A 24,723-nucleotide genomic window follows, 5' to 3' on the forward strand; every position below is an offset into this window, starting at 1 on the left:
ACGCGATGTTTTTAAAAATAAAGGGGTCAGAGTACATTAAGCTATTTCCGAGCAACCAGCGGTTAACTGCTCACTGATTTGCGGTGGCCTACCCAACGCTTCGTGTTTTAAGCGATGCCCAGTCAGGCTTTCAATTTGCTGTTTAAATGTATCGCTTCCCAGCACTAGTCCTCTTCGAGTACCGCTTTGAATTTTATCAATGTCAGTTTGAGGCAGTTCATCATCGAACAGAGCGCGGTAAGCGGCAAGACGTTGGTTTTCTGAAGCTCCTAAATTTAGGTATACAGGATGAGGACTGTGCAGTGACGAAGACGTGCCTAACGCATTTATTCTGTAGCTTGACCATTTATATTCAACCGGCTTTTCGACCATGTTCGCTCTTACAGGGTTTAGCTCGATATATCTATAAACCGTGAGAAGATATTCGTCGTTAGAGACCAGACTGGAATGAAACCTTCCTTCCCACAACGTTCCAGAGCGCTCATATTTGTGGTTAAAGTACCTCACATACATGCGGCCAAGCGCTTGCATCATTTTGCTTACGCCAAGGTTATCAAGCTTAGGAGTGCAAAGTAAATGAACATGATTGGTCATCAATACCCAAGCATGTATGCCTACATCAAATTTTGCAGAGAACTTTTTAAGCCAGCTAATATAGGCGATGTAGTCGTTTTCACACTTAAAGCATATTGAGCGATTGTTACCTCTTTGGATGACGTGTTGAGGATAGCCTGCGGGAGCCAAACGAGGTTTCCTTGCCATAATTTCACCAAATTCCTTTCTATATTCTCTCTAATAAAATGAGTGAATTGAGTAAAGGCTACAACCCTGTACCTACCAAAACTGGTCTAATGGACAAGCTGAAAGAATGAAATGAATGGCTTGTTTGGCTCTCCTAAATTAGAAAATGTACTCTGACCCCATTATTCGTATCCCCAGGGGGCGCTTGGCGTTGCTATGGGATTTTCGAGATCAAAATCTACCTGTACTTCGCGGGCAGGGCGAATTAGTCGATAGCTAAAGCGACTTGGGTAGATCATCATTTGCCAGACGTTATCCGTTGATGCTGCAATTCCAGATTCTATAAATAACGATTTTGAATATACATCTGCAGGAAACGACTGCACTTTGGGGAACCCTTCATCTACGGTGTGGCCGCCATACATGGTTGAAGAATGAAAGCTGCCATCTTCATTTCTATGATCGTGCTTCAGCATAAGACCCGCGCCAGTTTTCGTTACAATCCAAGTGCGGGATGCATCGTCTCCTACGTGAAAAGGAATTTGAATTTCCGAGTCTGTGCACTTTCTTACGTGCATAACAAGCTTCGCATCACCGAACGTATTACCCACATTGTCTTTGCTAACTTTGCCCTGAAATGCTTTACCGCAGTGGGTCTTTATCGCATTAAAAAATGCATCGTGAGTAGGAATCGAGACCAACGGTGCCTCTCTAGCAAGCGCAGCATTGCTTATTACAGCAAGCCCAAGTAAGACATACGCACAATACTTTTTCATTTCTTAATTCATCATAGCAAGTTGATACAGGCTTAGCAGTGTAACCCATCTGAGTAATGGGGTCAGAGTACTTTATTGATAAAGCTCATGGCGTGTTGTGTGATTAGGAGAGAGGCGGTATCACTTGGTGAAGCCGTTAGGTTGCTTCGCGGAAAAATTCGCAAAAATGTACTCTGACCCCATTTTTCAGCGTGCGAGAAATGTACTCTGACCCCATTTTTTTGGGTGTATAAGTGGTCGAAACGCATATGTATTCGCAATATAAATATTGCTGATAGTTGCGGCGTGTTAGCTTAGCACTACATTCAGCGTTTAATTTTCAGGGCGAAATAATCACATGAATAAATCAAAACAACTGTTTACGCTAATTACCTCAGAAGGTGAACTTCAGGTATCGTTAAAAGAAGTTGATGTTCCAGAGCCGAAGCCGCACGAAGTGATTGTGCGTATGGAAGCATCTCCTATTAACCCTTCAGACATGTGGCCGATGTTTGGCCCGGCAAGCTTGGATAAAGCGACCTTCGACGCAGACAAAAAAGCATTGGTTGCGCCGGTGCATAAGCCTTTGTTAAATCGTATTAAGTCGCGTTTAGACCAGACTCTGCCTATCGGAAACGAAGGTGCAGGTACGGTTGTTAAGGCGGGCGACAGCCCAGAAGCACAAGCTTTAATGGGAAAAACTGTGTCTATTCTTACCGGAGCAGCGTACACTGAGTATGCCTGTGTGCCTATGCAGGCATGCTTGCCTCACCTAGATAGCACCACGCCGCAACAAGCTGCGTCTTCATTTGTTAACCCGCTTACTGCTCTTGGTATGGTTGAAACCATGCGTATGGAAGGCCACAAAGCGCTAGTGCACACTGCAGCGGCATCAAACCTTGGGCAAATGCTAAATAAAATTTGTTTAGAGGAAGGCGTAGAGCTTGTAAATATTGTTCGCAGCCAAAAGCAGGTGGATATACTTAAAGAGATCGGCGCGAAAATTGTGCTCGACTCAAGTAGCGAGAATTTTAAAGCCGAACTTTATCAAGCTATCGACAGCACGGGCGCAACACTAGCGTTTGACGCCATTGGCGGCGGTGAGCTAGTTAGCGATATCCTCACTATGATGGAAGCGTCGGGCAGTAAAGATGCAAAAGGCTTCAACACTTACGGCTCTGACAGCAATAAACAAGTGTATATCTACGGTGGCTTAGATTTCTCGCCTACTATTTTGAATCGCGCTTACGGCATGACGTGGAGCATTGGTGGTTGGCTATTAATGCGTTTCTTAGGCAAGCTTGATAAGAAGCGTGTAGGCGAGCTTTACCAAAAAGTTGCTACGGAAATTAACACTACCTTTGCGTCGTCTTACACCAAAGAACTGAGTCTTGAGGAGGCATTACAGCCTGAGAATGTAGCGCTTTATAATGCTAAAAAGACCGGTGAAAAATACCTGATTGTGCCAAACAAGGGCTAATCAGCGCAGCGTTTAAATACGGCAATTTCAGCTAAACTTTGATTAATAATAGGGTCTGTTGATCTTTGATGTACAAACTTCGGTTTAAAGTACATCAAAGGGCTACAGACCTTTTTTGTATTCATTATCATTCAGCTGCAAAGAAGCTGAAAATGATGCGAAGTAACCAGTAACCGAGATAAAAGGTATTTGAGACAACATGCCTGAAGGCCCAGAGATTCGTCGCGCTGCAGATAAAGTCGAAGCGGTGATAAAAGATATCCCCCTAGAAAAAGTAGAGTTTGGATTAGCTCAACTTAAACCCTACGCTAAGCAGTTAGAAGGCGAAAAAGTCTTGCGTATGGAAACCCGTGGCAAGGCACTAATTACCCATTTTAGCAATGGTCTCTCTATGTATTCGCACAACCAACTTTATGGTGTGTGGCATACCTGTAAACGCAACGAAATGCCGGACACTACCCGTCAGCTGAGGGTAGGGCTTCATACCGAAACACACAGTGCTATTTTATATAGTGCGTCTGACATTAGCATTTGGCCAACGCAAACTATTCATGAGCACCCTTTTTTACAAAGAGTTGGACCCGATGTACTCAACAATTCGGTGACAGAAGAGTTGGTATTAGAACGTTTACGTTCAAAAGCTTTTTATAACCGCGCACTAAGCGGTTTATATCTGGACCAACGCTTTATGGCAGGTCTGGGCAACTATCTTCGCAGCGAAATATTGTTTGCAGCAGGTGTTCACCCCTCACTTAAACCCTCTCAGTTAGATGATGAGCAGCTACGCAGCTTGGCACATCACACCTTAGCAATATGCAAACGCAGCTATGAAACCGGTGGCTATACCGTGTACACAGAACTACGCGAAGTGCTTGAAGCAAAAGGCGTTAACTTTGAAGGTACGCGGTTTATGGTGTTCGACAGGGAAGAGCAGCCTTGTAGAGTCTGCGCCACTACAATAAAACGCCAAACGTATAACGGGCGGCGCCTTTATTGGTGTAGCCAGTGCCAGGCGAAGTAATCTACCCCAATTTTTTATGATCAATAAATAATCTGTTTGACTTATTTCCAATTACAATTAATTATATCCGTAACTGGTTACGGAGTTTTGTAAAGTGAAGTCATTTAATGAATTGGGGCATATTGCATTAGGTACTGCCTTACGTCAGTTAGCCGCGCAGGTGTCAAAGGATGCGGAAAATACTTATGCGAAATTTGGATTTGCGATAGAGCCAAAGTGGTTTCCAGTATTTTACGTGCTCGCGTCAAAAGGTGCTGATTCTGTCGTGAATATCGCTAAAGAGATAAATCATTCTCACGTGTCGGTGAGTAAAATCGTAAAAGAAATGAAAGCACGCGACCTTATTGAAAGTTATAAATCGAGCGACGATTCGCGGGTTACACTGGTGGCTTTAAACAGCAAAGCGAAAGCGATGGTGCCCCAAATGGAAAAGCAGTGCGATGCCATAGACGCTGCCATGCGTGAACTAAAGGAAGAAACGGGTATCGATTTATGGGAAGCGGTGAGCGTAGTTGAAAAGCATCTTCGATATCGCCCCATAAGTGCCAGAGTAGACGGTGACTCGCCTGATATTAAGGTAGTTGATTATGCGCCAAAATATCGCGATGCATTTAAATCGCTCAATGTTGAATGGATAAGCAAATATTGGGAGCTCGAAGAGCCCGACTTTAAAGCGCTCGACGACCCTGAAGGCTACATTTTGAATCAATCGGGTGTGATATTGATCGCGTTAGATAAGGGCGAACCCATAGGCTGCTGTGCACTTATTAAACAAACTGACGATACGTTTGAACTTGCCAAAATGGCGGTGTCTCCCAAAGCTCAAGGCAAAGGGGTAGGGCTGCTGTTAGGTAAAAGTATTGTTGAAAGAGCGAAACTTATGGGGTTAAAGCGGCTTTATTTAGAGAGCAACTCGGTGCTTAAGCCCGCAGTAAGTTTGTACGAAAAGATAGGGTTTAAGAATATTAAGGGGGCGTCATCGCCTTACGCGAGATGTGATGTGCAGATGGAGCTACAGTTAAAATAGTCTGGGCGTACGAAAGTACGCGTAATGAAAAGACAGGATTCTAACGATCTGCCCGGTGCTTTACAAACATGAACACTAACATCACGTTTAAGCCAAATATGGCAATGCACAACGACCCAATAGTGGCATCTCTGAAGCTAAAGAATTGAGCCACGGTGCCTGCGCCAATGGTGCCTAGCATCATACCCACCCGAGTGGCGTTTGAATAAAACGCAGAAGTGAATCCAGTTAAGTCGGGCGCTTGTTGTTGCAGTAAGGTCAATCCAATACCAGCATATAAACCGTAGAACAGCGCGTTCAATATTTGAAGGGTCAATAACTCCCAACTTGACTGAGAAAAGTACACGCCAACGTAAAAGCAACAGCCGAAAATAAACGCCACAGCCATGATACCCGCAGGTGGGAACCGTCGGGCTAATTTGGCTGCTAGCAGCATGGTAGGTATTTCAAGTGCTGCCACAACCCCCATCATTAGCCCAGGCAAATTTTCCGGCAACCCCAGTTCATTCATTACGTACAAAGGCATGGATGATAAATACATGACATTGCCTGCCATTCCGGCAAGTATGGCTAACCCCACAAGCCAAAACGGCAGTGATAGCGAGCCTTTAAGCGTTGTATTGAGAGACTGTTGATTGGCTTTTTGAGGCGGCACAACGTTCACCACAAAAAGCGTTGCAACAATCACGCATGCAATGGCCACCGAGAAGGACGCTGCGAAGCCAAAATTGGCAACCAGCGTAAATGCTAGCGGCGGGCCTACTACCCAAGCGAGAGAAATGGCAGCGCGAACTTTTGAGTTAAATGCGGCTAAGTCGATGTCTTGGTTTTTTGCCCATAATCCCGAAACGGTCAACATTTGAGACACGGCTCCAGCGCCCACCGACATAAACAAGACGCCAGCGAGAAATACGTGCCAAAACTGTTTGCTAAAGATAAAGGCGACCATGGCAATGCCCACGCAAATCATGGTTAGCCCGTAAAGGCGATTTGCGTTAAAACCTTTGTCTGCCAAGTGCCCGAGGTACTGACTGATCACCAACCCTGATAGCGTAACGGACACCATATAAATACTTATATAAATAGGCTCAACGTTGATCTCATCAATGAGGAAATAGCTCATCAGTGGCGTAACAAACGACGATGTTAGGCCAGTTAATAGACTTAACAGTAAAAAAGGAAGTTGTGGAGAGAATGCGTGACGCGATGACATGAGGATACGAGCTCCGAGGAACTGTTAAACGTGGTTGACCGAAATTCGTAAAGAAAAGGTCGCAGCCCTTAATAACGAGGGCGCATTATAAGTGCTGCGTATCTCATGTCTATGACAAAGCTTTTATTAGTTATGCCGTTTTAAATACTTAGTTTACTTCATGCGCCCAGGCCAATAGCGCTTCTTAAATTTAAAGAAAGCTCGCAATTTCGCTAAGCGACTTTTTTTGCATGGCGTGTGCAGGAATTGTGGCGTTATCCGCCGGATAGCCCGCTATAATAAGCATATAAGCACGCTCGTTATCAGGCCGTTGACAGACTTCGGTTAAAAAGTTCATTGGCTTTGGTGTGTGGGTCAAGGTTGCCAAACCTGCGTTGTGGAGTGAAGTAATAAGCATACCCACTGCGATACCCACCGATTCGTGCACATAGTAGTTTTGGCTTTTTTCGCCCGTTTCTGTCTCTCCAAACTTTTGACTGAATACGGCAATAAGCCAAGGCGCGGTTTCCAGATAGGGTTTACTTGCGTCAGTGCCTAACGGTTTTAGGTCATCTAGCCACTGTTGCCCCGCACGCCCATTATAAAAACCGCGCTCATGCGCTTCAGCCTGTTCGCGTATTTGTTGTTTTACTTCGGGCGACTGAATGGCGGCGAAATGCCAAGGCTGATGATTCGCTCCACTAGGTGCAGTGCCAGCAGTCAAAATACAGTTTTCAATTACCGCTTTATCAACGTGCTTGTCACTAAAGTGACGAATACTGTGGCGGCGCTGCATGGTTTTCAAAAAATCTTCGCTTCGGGAAAGCATTTGCTCTTCAGGGTACTCAATAAAATCACTGAGCGGAGAATGGTCGTGAGGCTGCATTTATAATCTCGTTTATCTGCTTTTTTACTACTCTATCGTTAGTGACGGGTTATTAAAATAAAAACGCGCTAACTAGGGCGTGTTATATACATCGAAATAGAAAATGGCGTAAACAAGTATGCACAATAAAAAAGCGACCCACTCAGGCAAAAGTGAATCGCTTTGGTGCAATGCGTTGGTAGTAGAAAACGCTGTTAGTGGCGTTTGAACGGCGGGCGAGTGCCGCGTTTTTGCGTGTCAGTTTGCTCTTCTAGCATTTCAAGTTGGGCAACGTCATACACAGGCATCATGGTTGTCACTCTGCGATACGGTGGCTTACCGCGCATGATGACTTCTTTCACTTCTACGTATTCAATAGCTTCTTGCCCTACTGATTCCAATTGCGCTACATCGTTTACCGATAAGCTTACGATCTTGCGTTTAAATGGAGGCTTTCCTGAATAATCAACTACTTGTACATCAACCGTTTCATCAGTTGATGATGTCATAGCTTGCGCTGCGTTTGCAGAAAAACCAAGTGAAACAGCCGTAATTAATGAACCCAATACATAGCGTAATTTCATGTCGTGTCCTCTCGTTGACATACTTACCTTTCTACATTGTATGAGCGAAAAAGTTCTAAACAATGACGATTGGTGATAGGTGATTCCTATCACCTGATTGGATATAAAGAATTTGAGTAATCAAGAGAATGGAGAGCAGTTGAAAGAGAAGCTACTGCGTTGAAAACGGAGTGTTTAACGTTGGTGCGGAGTAAATGGTTTTGTGCACTATTATGGTGCTGTGGCACCGTCTGGTGTTGTAGAGTTTCGGTAAAATCAATCATTTACCCTTTGGTCTTTATCTTGCTGTTAATCAACACCTATGTAAAGTGTCGACAAAGGGTGTATGTGCGGTGAGTGTAAAATTTAAAATCCCCTTATTTTTTCTGCTAACTTTTTGGTTAGCGTGCACATCTGCCGTGTCAGCGATAGAGCAAAATATTCCTCTTTCACAAAGCAAAGGCGGAACACTGTACCTAGAAGCGACCCTAGAATCGAACATAAAGGCTTCGTTTCTATTAGATACGGGTTCAAGCTTATTAACCCTCAATCAAGCTACGTTCGACGCGCTAACAAAAGATCAAAAGCTTCTTACCACCAGAACCTCTGCTGCCAGAATGGCAAATGGAAAGATCGTTAAAATATCTCAGTATCAATTAAACTCGGTTCGTATAGGAAATACGTGCGAAGTGGGCCCAGTGGAAGTGGCCGTGCTTCCCAAAGGAAACAATATTTTAGGTATTAATACGCTGCTGCGGGTCGCACCTTTAACTATAACACCAGATGCTGTGATTTTAGCCGGGTGTGAATAGCGTGAATGACTCACTTTTGTTTGATTAAACAGCAATAAAAAAGCGAACCCGAAGGTTCGCTTTTAAATGTGTTTTTCGCTGGAAGATTAAATTAATCGTCGCACTCGCTAACGTCGCCGCCCATTTGCTCTTTCATTTTTACGCAAGCTTCATAAGCTTTCTTCGCTGCGGCGTCTTTAAATTCGCCTGCTTTCTCAGCCGTTGCGTCGTATGCGTCAGAGGCCATTTTCTTGCCATCTTCGTATGCGTCTGAAGCCATCTCTTTGCCGTCATCAAAGGCATCAGAAGCCATTTCTTTACCTTCTTCGTAAGCTTCAGAGCTCGCGTCTTTGGTTTTATCCCAAGAATCTGCAGCACTTTCTTTTGCGCTGTCATAGGCGTCTGCTGTCGCTTCGCCCGCTTTTTCCATCTCTTTTTTTACTTCGCTTTTCGTCTCTTCGCTAGACTCAGTACAGCCCATTAAAGACAGTAACAGTGCTAACGCCATTGCTTTAGTTTTCATTGTGAAGCTCCTTTTGCTGGGATAGTGGCTTGTTTCAAAGCCGGTCAACATGGTGTGTTCAAATATCCATTGTAAACGTTCAAAATGCCTGCCGTTTTATTGTCATATTCGGCAAGCTGAATATTCGACGAGACCAGTCTAGCCTACTTACCTGATAAAGTGTAAGTAGACTTTATACCGAAAAATGAAAGGATTATAACCAAACATTTACCTGGCAAAACTGCATGTGGAATGCTGAGATATTGTACAGCGAGTTTGGACAAGGCTACGCTTCTGGGCCTTGTGTGGTAAACACGAGGTGCCGGCGCATATCTTTTAACACTACGCCTTTTTTAAGCAGCGCTGCGCTTAATTTTCGCTGCCACTTCTTTAGCTCGGGCTCAGCGTTTGACACCGCTTCTTCATTTTCGAATTGAAAGCGAAGCAGTAAGGAACCCGGGAATTGGTGATACTGAACGTCAAACCAACATTGTTGCATACCATTTAACTCTTCAAGCGCTTGTGCTTCAAGGCTATCGGCTACACTAAAGACCAGTGTTTGCTGTTTGAGTTGAACGGCAGAGAGTTTTTTCATTACAAATGCTTCTCTATAGACACTTCAACGCTCTCGGTGACATCTGCACCTTCAATGGTTAGCCACATTTGCCCATCTTGAATAGTAACCTGTATTTGCATAGAGCGATGAACAGCATTGGCCAAAGTAGCGGCAAGCGACTCTGGCAAAGTGAAAACTGATAAGTTCTTTTTGGTTTGTAGCTTGTTATGTTCTTTCTTCCACCACGCGTCGAAGCTGTTGTCGGCGTAGGAATAAATCATCATTTGTTGGCTTTGATTGCAGCCCTTTTTGATGCGCTGTTCAGAGGGTTGGCCTAACTCAATCCACAGCTCTATTTCATCGCTAAAACTCTTTTGCCATAAATCTGGAACGTCGTCGTCAGACAGCCCTTTGGTAAACTGTAGGCGTTCATGAGCATTAACAATAAACGCAACCACGCGCAGCATCATTCGCTCGTCATTTTCAGAAGGGTGACGGGCAATAGTAAGGTTGTGGTCGTTATAGTAATTGCGATCCATATCCGTTATGGATATGTCAGCTTTAAAAATGGTCGCTTTAAGAGCCATGGTGTTCCTGCTTTGTTCTTAGGAGGCTTGAAGTTAACCCCGTGTGCTATGTAAAAAAGTGGCATAGCAAGTTTTGGCGCTATAGTAGCAGTAAAAAGCAAATTCCGCTGTAGGTGAGTAGCGCCCAATACAAGTATTTGTCGGTTTATTTATTGGTGCGCGAAATTTCTAGTGAAGCTTCTCGGTCATATTGGACATCGCGCAAAGCGCGGATAACCAAAAACTAAACAAACAAAAATGAAAACGGAGAGGGTTAATGAAGAAACTAGTGGCTATGGCGATGTTAATGTTCGCCTGTATAGCAGGCGCATCAAATGCGTATGCTTTGGAGCGCGGCACTATTGCAGAAGATGCAGATTCAGTAACGCCGTTGCTTAATGGTCAAGTGGCGCCTAAAACAACGCTTAAAATGGCAGATGGCTCGCCGGTAAGCTTACAAGCGCTTACCATGCAAAAGCCCAGCATTGTACTTTTTTATCGCGGCGGGTGGTGCCCGTATTGTAATGAGCAGCTTGCCCAGCTTAAAGATATTGAAAAAGACTTGGTGGATATGGGCTATCAGATTTTGGCCATTTCACCAGAATCACCAGCGCGCTTGCAAGAGCAAAAGCTTGAAACAGAATTCTTGGTTACGCTTTTATCCGACGACAAACTAGACACTATTCGTGAGTTCGGCGTTGGATTCTACCTAGATACTGTGACTGAGTTAAAGTACAAAACCTATGGCATTAACTTAACAAAAGATGAAAGCGGTAATAGTGTTTTGCCAGCACCCAGCATCTTCATGCTCAATAAAAAAGGGCAGGTTTTGTTTAGCTATGTTAACCCAGACTTCAAAGTTCGCCCGTCGGCAGACCTAGTGTTAGCGGTTGCGAAAACCCTCAAAAAAGAAATGTAATGCGAATAGCCTTACCAAGGCGTTGTTCTTGGTAAGGCATGCCAAAAGAACTCTATGATATCGAGCACTACATTTCATCGTGTCTAATAATGATTAAGTTAGATTCGCACGTATTTGACTGTTATAACGAGCTGTACTTAACCATTCACCAAGTCACCTTATCTCAAACTGTAAGGAGTAAGCATTTACACTGAGATCAATGAAGTGATGTGCTCGGCTAGACGTTTAGGTTCAATATAAGTGTCGCCTTTACAGTTGTTTACGACGCTCAATAGCTGAGTAAGTAAGTGTTTATTCGCTACGTTCCGCTGACATATAGCGTGAACGGTATTGAGTTCAAGTGTACTTGCTAAGGCGTACACACCTTTCAAATTGCGATTTATTAGAAGCGCGTTTAACACGCGGTTAGCGGTGTATCGACGCCACGCCATATGAAAGCTGTCGAAATCGCACGTTAAGTCAACACTTAACGCCACACGAAGCGCCCAAGACAATGGGCGAAAGTGTAAAAGATGTTCGGTTAGTAAGAATATTTCAAGTGCGTGGTCAACAAACAGTGACGGCTTCGCAGTATCGCTTAGCTCAATAATGGGGAATAGCCCTTCGGCAGCGAACATAGACTCTACGAATTCAAAGGTGTAAAACCCGTTACCATGAAGAGCAAGAAGGCATGTCTCAATTTCATCGAGAAGCGTTTCATCGAGGGTATTAGCAATGTCTTGAAGCGTTAAGTTATTTAAAAACTTCTCAATGCTCGGGTAGAGGGCATTAATTTCAGCCCATTTACTTTCTTTTGAATGACGTAAGGCCCTCTGATATTTGAGAACGTCGTCATGCCGTGTTAAATCGATTTGGGTGTGCGATTCGTTTCTCGAATAAATCCATCCTGCCCAAGCTATCATTGGCGAGTCCGCTAATCCAAGTGCGTGGAGCTCATAGAGCGAAGAACCTAATGAGCATACCGCTTCCACCAAGCCATGGGCTGCCTTTACATCTTTCCCCATAAAATCGGGTTCTTCTTGCATATGTTCGAATGAATACACGCCATTACGCCAGCCTGCTAAATAGCAGCCTTCTATACATTTTCCGCACATGACTGTGCTCCTGTTAGTATTTTTTGGTGATAATGAAGAGGCCTGTTGCTCTTTGGTGGTATTTAGCCTGTTGACAAGGCGCACGCCAACGAGCAACTGGCTCGTTGCTACTAAAAATTATGAAAAGTAATCAAGAAAAGCATCGATAGAGTAAAGTTAGATGCCAAGAGCGAACTTAAAACAAATTTTGCTTCAAAAAAAGCACTGTTTTGTCCCACTATAAAAAAGTTATTTTCTGCAAGAGTGCGAGGTTTACAGCGCCAAGTGGTATAGTAGGGCTTACGCCTTAACTCATCGTATTTCCATGATAAATAGAAACTTTCCATTACTTGATTTACATCGTCATTTAGATGGCAATGTACGTCTGCAAACCATTCTGGAGCTTGGTCAGCAATTTAACGTTTGTTTGCCTGCTTATTCGTTAGAGGGCTTGCGACCGCATGTTCAAGTAATGGAGATCGCCCCCGATTTGGTGTCATTTTTAGATAAGCTTACTTGGGGCGTTAAGGTGTTAGGCAGTCTCGACGCCTGCAAACGGGTGGCGATAGAGAATGTAGAAGATGCAGCTAAGCAGGGTATTGACTACACAGAGCTGCGTTTTAGTCCTTATTTTATGGGTGAAAGTCACGGGCTACCAACTCAAGGTGTGGTTGAGGCCGTGATAGACGGTGTAAAAAGCGCAGCTAAAAATCACGATGTTAAAGTTAATCTCATCGGTATTTTGTCACGTTCTTATGGCGCAAAAGTATGTCAGCATGAGCTAGATTCAATCTTGGCCTGTAAAGCGCATATAACTGCAATTGATTTGGCGGGTGATGAAAAAGGCTTTCCTGGCAACATGTTCATAGAGCACTTTACAAAAGTGCGCCGCGAAGGGCTGCCTATCACAATTCATGCAGGTGAAGCAGTAGGCCCGCAGAGTATTTGGCAAGCCATTAACGACTTAGGTGCTGTGCGTATAGGACACGGCGTTAATGCTGTTAATGATGCTAAGCTAATGGACTATTTGCGCGACAACTGTATTGGTATTGAAAGCTGTTTAACCAGCAACGTATTGACGAACACGGTCACATCATTAACTGAGCACCCGTTAATAACCTTTTTGGAACACGGCATACTCGCCTGCCTGAATACCGACGACCCAGCAGTTCAAGGTGTAGAGCTAGATGACGAATTCTCCGTTGCAGCTAAGCAAGCTGGCCTTATGCCTTCTCATATTAAACAAGCGCAAGAGAATGCGCTGGCAATTGCTTTTTTAAGTGAAAGCGAAAAAGCCGCACTTAAGCGCAAAGTAAACTAATCCGAAAGATAAAAATCGTGCCGTGGTTAAACGGGCCGTAACATTATTTTGATTAATAATGCCACCGGTGGCATTATTATCGTGATGTGAATATTTTGTTTCTTAAACGTAATCAGTTACGACTTAAATAATGGAGCTTTTATGCTGCGCTTTATACCTGATGTTGACCGTTCTATGAGTAGCTACCCCAGCCGTTTCACACACCGCCGGGCTTTGGGATGGGTGGCGTTTATTGTGACCCTTCTAACTTGTTCCTATGCGTCGGCATCTACTGGCGAAGACTGGAAAATTGCTGAGCAAATTGTAAATCAGATTCAGCTGCCGAATATTCCAAATGAAAAATTTATGGTTGATGTGAGTGATACTTCACTAAGCGCAGCGCGAGCGCCAATTCAACGTGTAATTGACAAGGCTTCTGCCAGCGGCGGCGGTATTGTTGTTGTGCCCAAAGGAACATGGCAAGTAGACGGTCCTATTCGTCTTAAAAGCAAAGTGAACTTGCACCTAGAGGAGGGCGCTACTCTGCTGTTTTCCGGCGACCCTTCGCACTACTTGCCCGTGGTTAAAACCCGTTGGGAGGGTACTGAGGTATTTACCTATTCACCGCTAATTTATGCGCTAAATGTGGAAGATGTGGCAATTACAGGTAAAGGTACTATCGACGGAAATGCCCAATCGGCGTTCATTGGCTGGTATGAGAGACAAAATACAGATATGCATGCGCTTCGTAAAATGGGGTTTGATGGCGTTCCAGTAGAGAAGCGTCAGTTCGGCGAAGGGCATTACTTGCGCCCTCCGCTTATTCAGTTTTTCCACGCCAAGCGAGTGCTGCTTGAAGATTATACGGCCCTGAATTCCCCGTTTTGGGTTAATCATCTGGTTTATACGTCTCATGCTACGGTAAGACGAGTGAAGGTAGAAAGTCACCTGTACAACAACGATGGGTTAGACATTGAGTCGAGCCAGTTTGTGCTTGCTGAAGATAATCACTTTAGAACCGGTGATGACGGTATCGTTATTAAGTCTGGCAGAGACGCAGACGGTCGAAATATAGGTATACCTAGCACAGACATTGTTGCACGAAACAATGATTTAGGCGGGGAAGACGGCATTGGTCTTGGTTCGGAAATGTCTGGCGGCATTAAGCGCGTATTTTTCGAGAACAATGTCTTGCATGAGGGAGACTCAGCATATCGTTTTAAAAGCAACTTAGACAGAGGCGGGCGCGTAGAAATGGTTCGAATTAGAGGCAGTAAAGTGGCTTCGTTTAAGCACTTATTCTGGTTCCAGCTAAACTACCCAAGTAATTTACACGGTAATTTTCCGGCTACCTATACCGACATTATTATTGAAGATTTAACGGTAGAAAATGTAGGAACGGTTTTGGAAATTCACGCTCCAGACGCAGCTCCTGTGCATAACGTTAAGTTTAAAGACATTAAAATCAAGGAAGCAGAAGAAATTCTTATCCTAGAAAATGCCGACGATATTAGCTTTGAAAATGTCACCATAGGTGAGCAAATCTGGAACGGCACGTTTTCTTCGCTGCACATTGAATCTGTTACTCGCTAGAAAACAGGTTAAACGCGATAGGTTGTTCGCATTGGTCCTTTATTTTCGCCCAATCAAGCGGCTAATTAAATGTGGGCGAACCTATTTAGGTTCGCTGGCTTTCAGTTTCGACCAGCTCAACAACAAGGCGTAAATTACTTTGTGTTGATACCGCATTAAATGGGTAGCAGGTAACTAAATAGAGCTGCTGCCCATTTACATCTACTTTCATTGCCGAGGCGGCATCGACTATCGTCTTCGATACAACCCGATAGGTTACCCACTGTGAGTTCGGCAACTGCAATTGCATAATATCTCTGGCTCTCACCTTCTTTAAGAACGTGAAGTGAGTATCTCTATGCCCGCCAATCACACTACCACCCTGTCCGAGTGGGGGCGAGTCGGTGTGGTGTCCAGGGCCAAATGCAAGGGCATTTCCCTGCGCGCCTTCTAGTACATACAACTGTGTTTCGCTTTTGGCATGAACCAGCTTGCCCACTGGCCAAGTATCAGACCAACGCCAAGGCTTCTGGTTAGCGCCAGTGGCTAGCGTTTCTTCCCACGAAGATTGAATTAAATATTGCGCCAGTTCAGCTTTCAATAATATCCAGCCAGCTTTGCCAAAGCTGGCTGTGGCGATCAAGACTAAGATGATGGTAAAAGCGTATTTAATCATTGTTTGTCCAAGCAATATTCAGCCAAAAAATAAAGAAATGAGCTTAAGGTGCTAACCTCGTCCCCCTTTGTTTCGCAAGAAGGCGACGCTGTGAAAAAGCGACAATAAAAGCATGGCAATCATGCCTAATACGACATGTTCAGATACACCCGCTGCGGTTTGGGGGTAACTGATTTGTCTGAATTGCGTTCCCTGTGGCATCAAGTTTCTTACGTTTTCGGTGGAAGACGGTATGCCCTGTGTATTTGCTATTTTTTCTTCAATAGCAACGAAGCTGGTGAACTCTGTTATCAGTTTATGGGGCAGGGCTACAGCAAGTATATCCTGTCTTACTTCATCTACATTTCGCCCTAACGCTTTTTCATCCATTAACGCCGCCACTTTCTTTCTTGCCCAAGCAGTCGCTACGCCAAGGTGTTGAGTAGAACCTGTCGACGTTGGCGATATAGCTACCGAACGGGTCCACTCGCGAGTAGTGCCCTGCTTGTCTACTAGTGCGCCTTGAAGGGTTATTTTTCCGCTTGTACCGGCGTTATGAGGCAGTTTCACATTCAAAAGCAAAGGAACACCTGCGTATAAATCAGGGAGCTTAGAAGGGTAAATCTCTACTGACTGTGCATAGCCAGCCGGAAGAGTGAGGCTTAAATCACTCAACACAGGGCTTTCTAACTTATAAAGCAAGCTATCCATTTGCTGTTTAATATCTGCAGTATTGCTAACAAAAACATAGCTTCCGCGACCAAATTGAGCGGCTCGGGTCATAAAATAGCTATTAGGCGCGCTGCCTATGCCTACTGTAAAAAGGCGCGCATCACCCAGTTCGTTCTTTATTTGCGAGAACAATGCAGCTTCATTGCCTACCGCTCCATCGGTGATAAAGACAACTTGTTTTATAAAGTTTTCAGCTGTCGTGCGTTTAAGTGCGGCATTAAGGGCTGGTGCCATTTCAGTGCCGCCCCCTGCATTCAGCCCCTTTACAAAGTCCCTCGCATATTGCTTATTTCGTGTTGTTCCCTCTACCGAGGTTTCAAACAAACGCGTGGTGTCATTGTTAAATGCTACAACATTAAATCGGTCTTTCTCACTCAAGCGGTCTATCGCTAATTGTAAACTCTCTTTTGCGTCGACAATTGGCCGACCTCCCATAGAGCCTGACGTGTCGATAACGAAGGTGATATCGCGATCAAAATCCTGTAAATCTTGGCTCTTAACTTGTGGCGGCATTAGCATAACAAGGGCGTAGTCATGCTGACCTTTCAATTCAGTGAAAATAGCTGCTTGTGGTGCACTAGAGGGCGAAGGCTGCCACTCTAGCCAAATGTCTCGGTCCATTTTGATATTGCTTTGATTAAAGGTGACAAGATAATTACCTGTGGATTCTGACCAATTCACACGGTGATTTCTGCTAGTGACGCTATTAAGCGTTAAACCAGTATTTAGTGTTGCGTTGAACGTAAGTTGCGGGCCTCCATTGCCTTCTCTCATATAAGGCGTGATAGCTCTGGCATCGGGTACCTGATCTGTGGGTTCTCCCCAACCTTTACCTGATATTTCAGCCTCTATGTTCTCGGTAAACTGATTTAGCGAAATGCCGGGCGAATAGCGAGGAGTGAGCGTAGTAGGCAAGTGAAAAGTAAATTTACCATCGCAGTAGTCTACCTGTTGTACATACTGAAGTGTCACCGTTATTTCCTCACCCGGCGCTATATTCGCGACCTGCTGAGTAAATAAATTTGGGCGTTGTTGCTCTGTTAAACTGGCTTTCTTTCCCGCTTTTTTGGCCGCTTCAAATGCTTCTTTCGCTTCTGCCTTCGGCTTAATTTTCCCTCGGATTATTCTGTCTCCTATAAGCATTTCCATACTGTTAATCGCCGCGTTTTCATTAAGCGGAAAGGTGTAAACGGCATGCTTCCATTCATTACTGGTGTTAGTGAATTTTTGAGAATAGGTAACGTGCGCAATCATGCCATTCACCTGTAAATCCACGTCAGTTGAATGCAATAGAGCGGGGGAAGACTCACCGTCCACGCTTTGCAACATCAATTCGCCAGACTCAGCGCGACTTAGCGGGCTAACTACTATGCCAAGCAAAAAGCAGAGGAAGGAAGTAAGGATAAGCAACCTGTGATTACGCGGCTTGGCTGCATGTTGCCGTTCCCTAAATAAAGGTTTGTGAGTATTGGCAGGCGTTAAGTAATCCCGTTTGGGTGTTTTGGAAAATAGCATCAGGTAAGCTCGCTTTAGTATCGATACTTAACATTTAACACCCTGAATAGGGCGAATTGTGAACAGAGATTATGGCAATCTCATGGGCAATGGTGGCGAATAGCAGATTTTAGAAATAAGTCATTTGTTGGTCGAAGCAAGGTGGTTGCTGAAGTCCCGCGATATCGGAATAACGAAAAAAGTATGCAGTTTTTACTTTTGCTTTACTGGCCCAGAGCATCAACCAGCGTATTGAATTTAGTTCTTCCTACTGGAACACTCGCGCCCGAGTGCAGGTGTGCAATGTACTTCGCGCCTGAATGTTGTTCGATATGTTTAACTTCATCAAGAGGTAACGCATAAGAGCGATGAACTCGCATAAACCCTTGAGGTAGAATTTGCATTAACCTGTCTAAGTGCTTGTCATGCAATATGGTTTGATTGTCTTTAGTGGTTATTTCACTGTAGTGCCCAGCGGCTTGAATGAATTGAATATCATCAACTTGAAGAAAACAGAGTACATTGTTTTTGCGATATGACAACCGCTGACATTGGCCCTTGAATTGATGCAGAGAAAAACGTTCCATCGCTTTACTTATTCTTTCTTGAGTAAATGGCTTACCAATAAAATCGAGTACGCCAAGCTCAAACGCTTCTAAAGCCCTGTCGGTATTCGCTGAAACCACCACGGTGTGATAAGGGGCGGCAAGCTGTTGATGAATTAATGAAAAACCGTCTTTTCCATGCAAATTCAAATCTAGAAAAAGCAGGTCTGTGTCGCGGTTAGACAAATGCTCTTCTGCATCATCGAGGTTGGAAAAGCGATGAATAGTGGTTTTATCGTCGGTACACTGGTCGATAAAACGAGCAAGTCGTTTGGCAACCATGGGTTCATCTTCTACTAGGGTAATATTCATCATAGCGTTTGTAAGGTGATTTGTTCGGTCTGCTCGGCGTGCGCGTTACTTTGCTCACCCGAAACGAACGTTGTTGGAAATGTGAGCTTAGTTACCCAATACTTATCTTCAATAAATTCCACTAGCTTCCAGTCATTACCAAACGCTTCTGTGAGCCGGGCTTTAATGTACTTGGTGCCAACACCGGTTCCTTCTTTATTCTCTAATGCTGACGTCTGGTAAGAATAGTGTTGAGTAAGCTGAGCTTTAAACAGCAAGGCAGTTGAAGGTCTTTTATTGTTATCATGCTTGGCATTCTCTACGGACACACCCTGTGCTTCATCCTCTTGCTGTTCAGAAAAGCTAAGACTAAATTGATACTCTCCCGAGCCGTATCTGTTGTGGCTAAACGCATTTTCTATGAGGGTGAGTAATACTCCGGGAGGAATAAGCTGCTGCCCTTTGTATTCTGACATCTCCGGCTTTTGCAGTGAAAAGTGGGCGTCGAAGCGGTATCCCATAATTTTAAGGTGACTTTCACAAAGGGCGACTTCCTGCTGTAAAGCAATTAAGGCTCTATCGCTTAAGCTGGCCATTTGGCGAAACTCCGATGCTAATGCCTGAATAAACCCAATGGCTTCTTTAGGGGCGATTTCAATCCACTCTTCAATTGCCGTTAGGGTATTGAGAATAAAGTGAGGCTGTAGCTGTTTTTTTATAAGCTCAAGCTGCAGACGCTGAGTGGTAAGCGTTGACTGAGTAAGTGCACGCTGTCTCTCAGCATGGGTTTGGCTTAGCACGAGTAGTAATAAAAGCGCTAAGCCACTAAACGAAACAAAGAAATATTGGTCCATAAACGAAAATCGGTTTATGAGAACGGGTGAAACAAATACCGCTATTCCCATGGTCATTAACCACGCGTACTTCTTCCGTTTATAAATACTGGCCACACCAAAAATAAAGCTAATGAGCAAAGACACACTGAACAACAAAAAGCTGCGGTAATCGTAACCATCGAAATATAACAGTACCCCACAACTAGCCATAACCAACACAAGCAAGGTACTGATAAACCAAGTTTTTGAATAGCGGAAGAAAGACAGGAAAAAGAGCGGTAGCACCAGGCTGATAACAAGGGTTAAGCCAAGGACGATTTCCATTCTAAGGATGTGCCACTGGTAGCTGTAACCGAATAGACCTCGCCATGACTCGGCCAAGATTAATAGAATCAGCATGGTGCATAGGCAGCTAAACCACAGGTATGCAGGCTCTTTGAGCGATGAAAAGTACACCACAAATGAATACATGGCGACAAGAACCAAGCCACTTAGCATCATTAAGGGTAATCGTATACGCCACTCATTAATGGCGGCAAGAGTTTCGAAGTCGTCTGCAAATACCCAAAATCCACTACTTTGCGCGGTATCTGGACGAAATTCGCTGCTCAGCCTTACCATCACCGTGTTATCACCAGTATTCAGGTACTGTGAAGGTAGTATGAATATACTGTCTATCTCACCTGGCAATTCTTTGCTCTCGGCTGTTGCAGGCATGCCGTTATCACCAATGTGATAGCCGTTCAAATAAACAGAAAACGCGCCAAGTATAGAAACAAACAAGCCTTTAGGCGCACTCTCGGTTTGTTGTACACCTTGTGACCCATTTGATGTTGCGTTGAACGCAAGTGTGAACTTGAGCCACCTTACTTCATTAGACAGTTCGATATCCGACTGGGAATGAGCCCGCCATCGAGGGTCGTTCTCCGCTGGTACTTCCTCTTGCCCAGAATAGAGGATGCTGACCTGAGAAGGAAATGTCGGTGAATGGGTGGGCTGTTCGTGCAAAAGTACAACGCCCCAAATGAGCATTGTCATAAGCATTAAGTAGAACCAATTGAGTTTTTGCACGGGAAGTTAGGGCGTGTTGTGTGTTGTTATTGTTAACACAGTACACAGTTTTTAACTGTTAATGAAGTCGAAGTAATGCACTTGGGGAATGCCTGATGCAGTTCAGGAAATAGGTTGCCGTAAACCGAATAATTGACGCTACATTTGGCTGAAATTTATACGGAGAGTAATGTATGACACCCATTAATAAACTAGTAGCTTTTACCCTTTTACTATTGTGGTATGCGCCACTTGAAATAGCCCACGCAAATGACAACCAACTGTTGTCTCAAGCAGAACTCAACGAGCTCTTAAAAGAATACAAATTAAGTGGCGTAAGCGTCGCGGTAATCGACGACTTCAATGTTGTCTATTCCGCCACAGCTGGGGAAAAGGTGTTCGGTTCAGGTGATTCTATTAACCAGTCAACGGCCTTTTCTACCGCTTCTATTTCCAAGCCGGTTACCGCGCTACTAGCGGCTATGCTCGAAGAGCAAGGCAAGCTTAGTTTAGACGACTCTGTAGCTAAGTATCTCACCCGTTGGACACTGCAAAAAGAGCAGTTTCCCAACCCAGAGGAAATTACTTTTCGTCGGTTGCTCAGCCACACTGCGGGCACCACACAAAGTGGGTTTGCTGACTTTTATAAAGGAGATGCTGTGCCAACGGCTATCGATAGCCTAAACGGAGTAAACGTGCCTCGTTATGACTCGCCCATTAGCTTAGCATTTAAGCCTGGTGAAAGTTGGTCGTATAGCGGCGGTGGCTACGTTATTGTGCAAATTGCGCTGGAAGATCTAACTGGAAAGACATTGCCTGAATTAGCAGAAGAAATGCTATTTAAGCCGCTTAACATGGTTAACACCACAATGTATCAACCTGACAGCCCGCTATTTTTGCAAAATGTGGCAAGCGTTCATCACGACGATTTGAGCGTGATCCAATCTGGATATCCAATTTGCCCGCAAATCGCGCCTTCGGGAATGTGGAGTAATGCTCTTGATATGGCAACATTGATTATCGAAATGCAAAGAGCACTAAATGGCGATGATACAAAGGTAATCTCGCAAGCAGTGGCGCGCAATACTACTCAAATTGAAACCCTTGATGTTGTAGGTGGTTGGGGACTAGGCTGGATGCGTCTTGAGGCTAAAGGCAACCTAGAGTGGTTCTCTCATGGTGGTTCAAACACGGGAACAGGAGGGCAAATCATGGGCACAATGCGCGATGGTAGAGGTATCGCTATATTCGGTAACGGCGGCAACCCTGCTCGAATTCCGGTTATTGAAACAGTTATTGCAACGGTTGTGGAAAAGCTCGACTGGAAGAAAAGCTTGCCCGTGGTAAAGCAACAGGTTCCCCTTGAACTGTTAAATGACTTTGAAGGTAAATATCTTGCAGCCTTAGGAGAAACCATCGAAATCAGCAAGCAGAATAACCAGCTTTTCTACCAAGGAAGACTGTTGCTGTGGAGTCATATCGAAAGTGGGGAGCTTGTTTACCTTGGTGACGGAGAATTTGGTGTGGAAGGTTATCCAAACCGACTTTCTCTTGAAACAGTAAGCGGTAAAAAGCGGCTGAAAGTGTCGCGAAAGGGAAGCGATAAGGTGTCGTATTTTGAATCTGCCCCAGAATAGGGGCAGTAAGATGGACAAGGCGAGTGTGTTACTCGCCTGCCATAGCACGACCTTTCGTTTTAACACTGGCTATCAACATATAAATACTGGTAGCAAGTAAGCACGCAAATAAGTAGCCCATCAATCCTTGAGGGCCTACTAAAAAGTTATCGGCAATGAGTGGGCCTACTACTGAACCCACGCTGTAGCTGAAAAGCATGACCTGTGTGGCGCATACAATGAAGCTAGCATCGAGTTTGTCGCAGGCGAGATTTATTGCCACTGGGTATAGGGCAAATATTGCCATACCTAATAGAAACAGACCCGCTCCCAAAGCGTATATACCGCTAACCGCTGCGGTTAATGTTATGGCGGCGACACCTAGTAAACAAAATAGTGCCATGAGTAACGTGCGGCCTAAGTACTTGGATAGCGCAGGAATTAAAGGTTGAACTGCCATAGCACCTAAAATAATTAAGGCCATTAAGCTACCCAAATCGTCATGAGCAATGCCCCGGTTTAATAGTTCAAGAGGCATTAAGCCGTAAATGGCACCTAGGGTTAAGCCTGACACTATGCAACCAATAATTGCGGCATGATTTAGTTTCGATATTTGCTTTAGCGACAGTGGCGTACTGTGGGAAGCTTCAGGCTGCTCGCTCTTTGCAAACAAAAGTACACCAATGGCTAAAATCAACATGGTGAAAATGGCAGCAAAAGGAAGCATGCCGCCTACGCCAATAGCGCCAATACCTAACTGACCTAAAGAACTTCCCCCGTAAAGTGCGCCCATGTATAAGCCTAAACGTTTGGCTCTATCAGCTTCGTCGCCGTGTAAAAGCCACGACTCTACGATAACAAATACACCTGCTACAGCAACGCCAGCCACTAACCGAGCCACAAGCCAAACCGCGGTGTGAGCAAACAAAGGCATTACTGCGATAGTAAGTACAAGGATGCCTAAACACAGTGCAAAACCGTGCTTGTACCCAATGCGGGTGACCAGCGGTTCAATGCTAAGGGCACCTACAAGTAATCCTGCGTAAAAGCTACTGGCAAGCCAACTAGCGATAGCCGTGTCTAGGTTGTAATGGCTGAGCATTAGTGGGATCAGACTCATCAAATAGCCAGACGCAACTGCGTATATACCCAGCGCAATAACAGGAACAGAGATTCGCGCTTTGGCTGGCGGAATTAAGGTGTTGTCCAAGGTAATGCCTTACATCAGAGGAAAGAGAAGATAATTTCGCGGCGCGAATATGAGGCAAATTCTGATATAGGTAAAATGAAAAGAAATGCTCGTAAAGATGCTAAAAATTGATGGTGAGGAAGGCGCTGCTAGATAGTGCATGCGCCTCAGATAGTTTAAGCATTAGTGCCTTAAATCATCCGGTGTATGATCTGCCACAAATGCGTTTCTTTCGCCCATGGGTCTGTCTTCACCCACCGTACTGTCTGCAGTAGTTTGGAGCTCTATCGACGAATTCACCTCTGCACCAATTAGAATGATGTACGCGGTTAAATACAACCACATGAGCAGGATAATAATTCCCCCAACGGAGCCGTAGGTTTTGTTGTAGCTTCCAAATTCATTGAGGTATATCGAAAAGCCATATGAGGCTACTACCCATAATAACGTGGCAAAAACTGACCCCGGCGTCACCCAACGCCACTGGGCTTCTCTTCGGTGAGGGGCATATCGATATAGGGCTGAAAGCGCAATATTAAATAGGGCCAGCATAACTGGCCAAGTCACCCACATGGCTTGTTCGGTACTAAGGGCATTTGACGTCATCCAGTTTATTGCTTCGGGTAAAATGGTGATGCAGGCGAGGGACACAATTACGGTAAGGATCATAAATATGGTGCACGTAATGCGCGCTAGAATACCTTTGAAAAAGCCTCTTCCTTCCGCCTCGCTATAGGTAATGTTGCATGCTTTTATCAGTGCGTTGGCGCCTTTGCTACTGCTCCACAGTGATAAGAGCAGAGTAAATAAAAAACTCCAGCCTAATGCAGTATTCGACTTCTCGGTTAAATTTTTAAGCTGTTCTTCAATGATGTAGCGACTGTCATTTGGTACTACATTTACCAGCAATGCCATGTGGCGTTGTAGTTCGTCGGGTGATACAACAAGGCCATACAAGGCAATGGTTGCCCCTAGTAAGGGGAAGATAGCCAGCAAGCAGTAAAAGGCAACGCCAGCGGAGATAAGAGGAATGTTGTCTTTTTGCAGGCTAGTGAAAATACGCTTTGAAATACTCCACCAACTTTTCAAAGAAAGCTCGAATGCAGATTTAGCGTGGTTGAAACGTTCCTTGCTCATGTGTCCTCATACCTTGCCTAAACGATAAAACTCTTAAAGCTTGATACATGAAAACTTCGCTGTCGGCTTACATCGACTTAAAAAAGGAGCGAGAAAGAAGCTCTGTAAATCGTTCACAAAATCTGAATATGTGCGTGGCTATCAATGTTGATGAAAATGTTGTTTTTTCATTTATTGTAATTCATTCAATGGCTT

The 24,723-nt window shown here is 44.5% G+C and carries 23 protein-coding genes; 8 read left to right on the plus strand and 15 right to left on the minus strand.

The features are described 5' to 3' along the window. Positions 1 to 36 precede the first annotated feature (36 nt). Together AC0J2X_RS01410 and AC0J2X_RS01415 are read right to left on the minus strand one after the other, a co-directional pair. Entirely contained in the window at positions 37 to 762 is a 726-nt protein-coding gene (locus AC0J2X_RS01410; RefSeq protein WP_014950346.1) for a transposase, read from the minus strand. Positions 763 to 923: 161 nt separating this feature from the next. Continuing rightward, positions 924 to 1,517 (minus strand): hypothetical protein, encoded by a 594-nt coding sequence (locus AC0J2X_RS01415; RefSeq protein WP_061486353.1) that lies wholly within the window; start codon positions 1,515 to 1,517, stop codon positions 924 to 926. A gap of 337 nt (positions 1,518 to 1,854) precedes the next feature. On the opposite strand from AC0J2X_RS01415, the gene AC0J2X_RS01420 reads away from it, so the two are divergent. The 3 genes from AC0J2X_RS01420 to AC0J2X_RS01430 all read left to right on the plus strand — a co-directional run bounded on the left by AC0J2X_RS01420 (position 1,855) and on the right by AC0J2X_RS01430 (position 5,024). Continuing rightward, positions 1,855 to 2,976, plus strand: a complete 1,122-nt coding sequence (locus AC0J2X_RS01420) for a zinc-binding dehydrogenase (protein WP_061486352.1) — start codon at positions 1,855 to 1,857, stop codon at positions 2,974 to 2,976. Positions 2,977 to 3,175: 199 nt separating this feature from the next. Next, on the plus strand, positions 3,176 to 3,997 hold the full coding sequence (gene nei / locus AC0J2X_RS01425; protein WP_069944715.1) for an endonuclease VIII: 822 nt from the start codon (positions 3,176 to 3,178) through the stop codon (positions 3,995 to 3,997). 94 nt (positions 3,998 to 4,091) lie between these two features. Further along, positions 4,092 to 5,024, plus strand: coding sequence for a helix-turn-helix domain-containing GNAT family N-acetyltransferase (locus AC0J2X_RS01430; protein WP_069944714.1), 933 nt, complete (start codon positions 4,092 to 4,094; stop codon positions 5,022 to 5,024). 40 nt (positions 5,025 to 5,064) lie between these two features. Here the strand turns inward: AC0J2X_RS01430 and AC0J2X_RS01435 are convergent, their stop codons facing one another. The 3 genes from AC0J2X_RS01435 to AC0J2X_RS01445 form a co-directional block, all read right to left on the minus strand. Continuing rightward, on the minus strand, positions 5,065 to 6,237 hold the full coding sequence (locus AC0J2X_RS01435; RefSeq protein ID WP_069944713.1) for a sugar efflux transporter: 1,173 nt from the start codon (positions 6,235 to 6,237) through the stop codon (positions 5,065 to 5,067). 190 nt (positions 6,238 to 6,427) lie between these two features. Continuing rightward, positions 6,428 to 7,102 (minus strand): nitroreductase family protein, encoded by a 675-nt coding sequence (locus AC0J2X_RS01440; RefSeq protein WP_014950337.1) that lies wholly within the window; start codon positions 7,100 to 7,102, stop codon positions 6,428 to 6,430. A 194-nt stretch (positions 7,103 to 7,296) separates the two neighbouring features. Then, positions 7,297 to 7,665: a hypothetical protein gene (locus tag AC0J2X_RS01445; RefSeq protein ID WP_014977175.1), complete on the minus strand. Its 369-nt coding sequence runs from the start codon at positions 7,663 to 7,665 to the stop codon at positions 7,297 to 7,299. A gap of 332 nt (positions 7,666 to 7,997) precedes the next feature. Between AC0J2X_RS01445 and AC0J2X_RS01450 the strand changes: the two genes are divergently transcribed. Then, on the plus strand, positions 7,998 to 8,456 hold the full coding sequence (locus AC0J2X_RS01450) for a retropepsin-like aspartic protease (protein WP_069944712.1): 459 nt from the start codon (positions 7,998 to 8,000) through the stop codon (positions 8,454 to 8,456). Between the two features lie 91 nt (positions 8,457 to 8,547). On the opposite strand, the gene AC0J2X_RS01455 is transcribed toward AC0J2X_RS01450, so the two are convergent. From AC0J2X_RS01455 to AC0J2X_RS01465, 3 genes are all read right to left on the minus strand, one after another. Further along, a complete protein-coding gene (locus AC0J2X_RS01455) occupies positions 8,548 to 8,958 on the minus strand; it encodes a late embryogenesis abundant protein (protein WP_039228102.1) in 411 nt (136 codons plus the stop codon). A 265-nt stretch (positions 8,959 to 9,223) separates the two neighbouring features. Then, positions 9,224 to 9,532 carry a hypothetical protein gene (locus AC0J2X_RS01460; RefSeq protein ID WP_069944711.1) on the minus strand — a complete coding sequence of 103 codons (309 nt, stop codon included), beginning with the start codon at positions 9,530 to 9,532 and terminating at the stop codon, positions 9,224 to 9,226. Continuing rightward, on the minus strand, positions 9,532 to 10,080 hold the full coding sequence (locus AC0J2X_RS01465) for a YaeQ family protein (protein ID WP_014950332.1): 549 nt from the start codon (positions 10,078 to 10,080) through the stop codon (positions 9,532 to 9,534). Before AC0J2X_RS01465 ends, AC0J2X_RS01460 begins: the two co-directional genes overlap by 1 nt. A gap of 256 nt (positions 10,081 to 10,336) precedes the next feature. Here AC0J2X_RS01465 and AC0J2X_RS01470 point away from each other — a divergent pair, with 256 nt between their 5' ends. After that, the gene (locus tag AC0J2X_RS01470; protein ID WP_069944710.1) at positions 10,337 to 10,978 is read left to right on the plus strand and encodes a peroxiredoxin-like family protein; all 642 of its coding nucleotides are present in this window, start codon (positions 10,337 to 10,339) and stop codon (positions 10,976 to 10,978) included. Between the two features lie 185 nt (positions 10,979 to 11,163). On the opposite strand, the gene AC0J2X_RS01475 is transcribed toward AC0J2X_RS01470, so the two are convergent. Continuing rightward, positions 11,164 to 12,072, minus strand: coding sequence for a hypothetical protein (locus tag AC0J2X_RS01475; RefSeq protein WP_069944709.1), 909 nt, complete (start codon positions 12,070 to 12,072; stop codon positions 11,164 to 11,166). A 304-nt stretch (positions 12,073 to 12,376) separates the two neighbouring features. Between AC0J2X_RS01475 and add the strand changes: the two genes are divergently transcribed. Together add and AC0J2X_RS01485 are read left to right on the plus strand one after the other, a co-directional pair. Further along, a complete protein-coding gene (add, locus tag AC0J2X_RS01480) occupies positions 12,377 to 13,372 on the plus strand; it encodes an adenosine deaminase (protein ID WP_069944708.1) in 996 nt (331 codons plus the stop codon). A gap of 141 nt (positions 13,373 to 13,513) precedes the next feature. Then, the gene (locus tag AC0J2X_RS01485) at positions 13,514 to 14,944 is read left to right on the plus strand and encodes a glycoside hydrolase family 28 protein (RefSeq protein WP_069944707.1); all 1,431 of its coding nucleotides are present in this window, start codon (positions 13,514 to 13,516) and stop codon (positions 14,942 to 14,944) included. 85 nt (positions 14,945 to 15,029) lie between these two features. Here AC0J2X_RS01485 and AC0J2X_RS01490 read toward each other — a convergent pair whose 3' ends face one another. The 4 genes from AC0J2X_RS01490 to AC0J2X_RS01505 form a co-directional block, all read right to left on the minus strand. After that, positions 15,030 to 15,599: a class GN sortase gene (locus AC0J2X_RS01490; RefSeq protein ID WP_069944706.1), complete on the minus strand. Its 570-nt coding sequence runs from the start codon at positions 15,597 to 15,599 to the stop codon at positions 15,030 to 15,032. 51 nt (positions 15,600 to 15,650) lie between these two features. Beyond that, on the minus strand, positions 15,651 to 17,825 hold the full coding sequence (locus AC0J2X_RS01495) for a marine proteobacterial sortase target protein (RefSeq protein ID WP_139125434.1): 2,175 nt from the start codon (positions 17,823 to 17,825) through the stop codon (positions 15,651 to 15,653). Positions 17,826 to 18,028: 203 nt separating this feature from the next. Next, the gene (locus AC0J2X_RS01500) at positions 18,029 to 18,724 is read right to left on the minus strand and encodes a LytR/AlgR family response regulator transcription factor (RefSeq protein ID WP_240491601.1); all 696 of its coding nucleotides are present in this window, start codon (positions 18,722 to 18,724) and stop codon (positions 18,029 to 18,031) included. Next, positions 18,721 to 20,580 (minus strand): sensor histidine kinase, encoded by a 1,860-nt coding sequence (locus AC0J2X_RS01505; protein ID WP_069944705.1) that lies wholly within the window; start codon positions 20,578 to 20,580, stop codon positions 18,721 to 18,723. The genes AC0J2X_RS01500 and AC0J2X_RS01505 overlap by 4 nt, the downstream gene beginning before the upstream one ends. A gap of 200 nt (positions 20,581 to 20,780) precedes the next feature. On the opposite strand from AC0J2X_RS01505, the gene AC0J2X_RS01510 reads away from it, so the two are divergent. Continuing rightward, positions 20,781 to 22,223, plus strand: coding sequence for a serine hydrolase domain-containing protein (locus AC0J2X_RS01510; protein ID WP_069944704.1), 1,443 nt, complete (start codon positions 20,781 to 20,783; stop codon positions 22,221 to 22,223). A gap of 28 nt (positions 22,224 to 22,251) precedes the next feature. On the opposite strand, the gene AC0J2X_RS01515 is transcribed toward AC0J2X_RS01510, so the two are convergent. Next, on the minus strand, positions 22,252 to 23,412 hold the full coding sequence (locus AC0J2X_RS01515) for an MFS transporter (RefSeq protein WP_069944703.1): 1,161 nt from the start codon (positions 23,410 to 23,412) through the stop codon (positions 22,252 to 22,254). Between the two features lie 162 nt (positions 23,413 to 23,574). Continuing rightward, on the minus strand, positions 23,575 to 24,528 hold the full coding sequence (locus tag AC0J2X_RS01520) for a YihY/virulence factor BrkB family protein (RefSeq protein ID WP_342317687.1): 954 nt from the start codon (positions 24,526 to 24,528) through the stop codon (positions 23,575 to 23,577). Positions 24,529 to 24,723 lie beyond the last annotated feature (195 nt).

Source organism: Alteromonas sp. R7 (assembly GCF_055755235.1).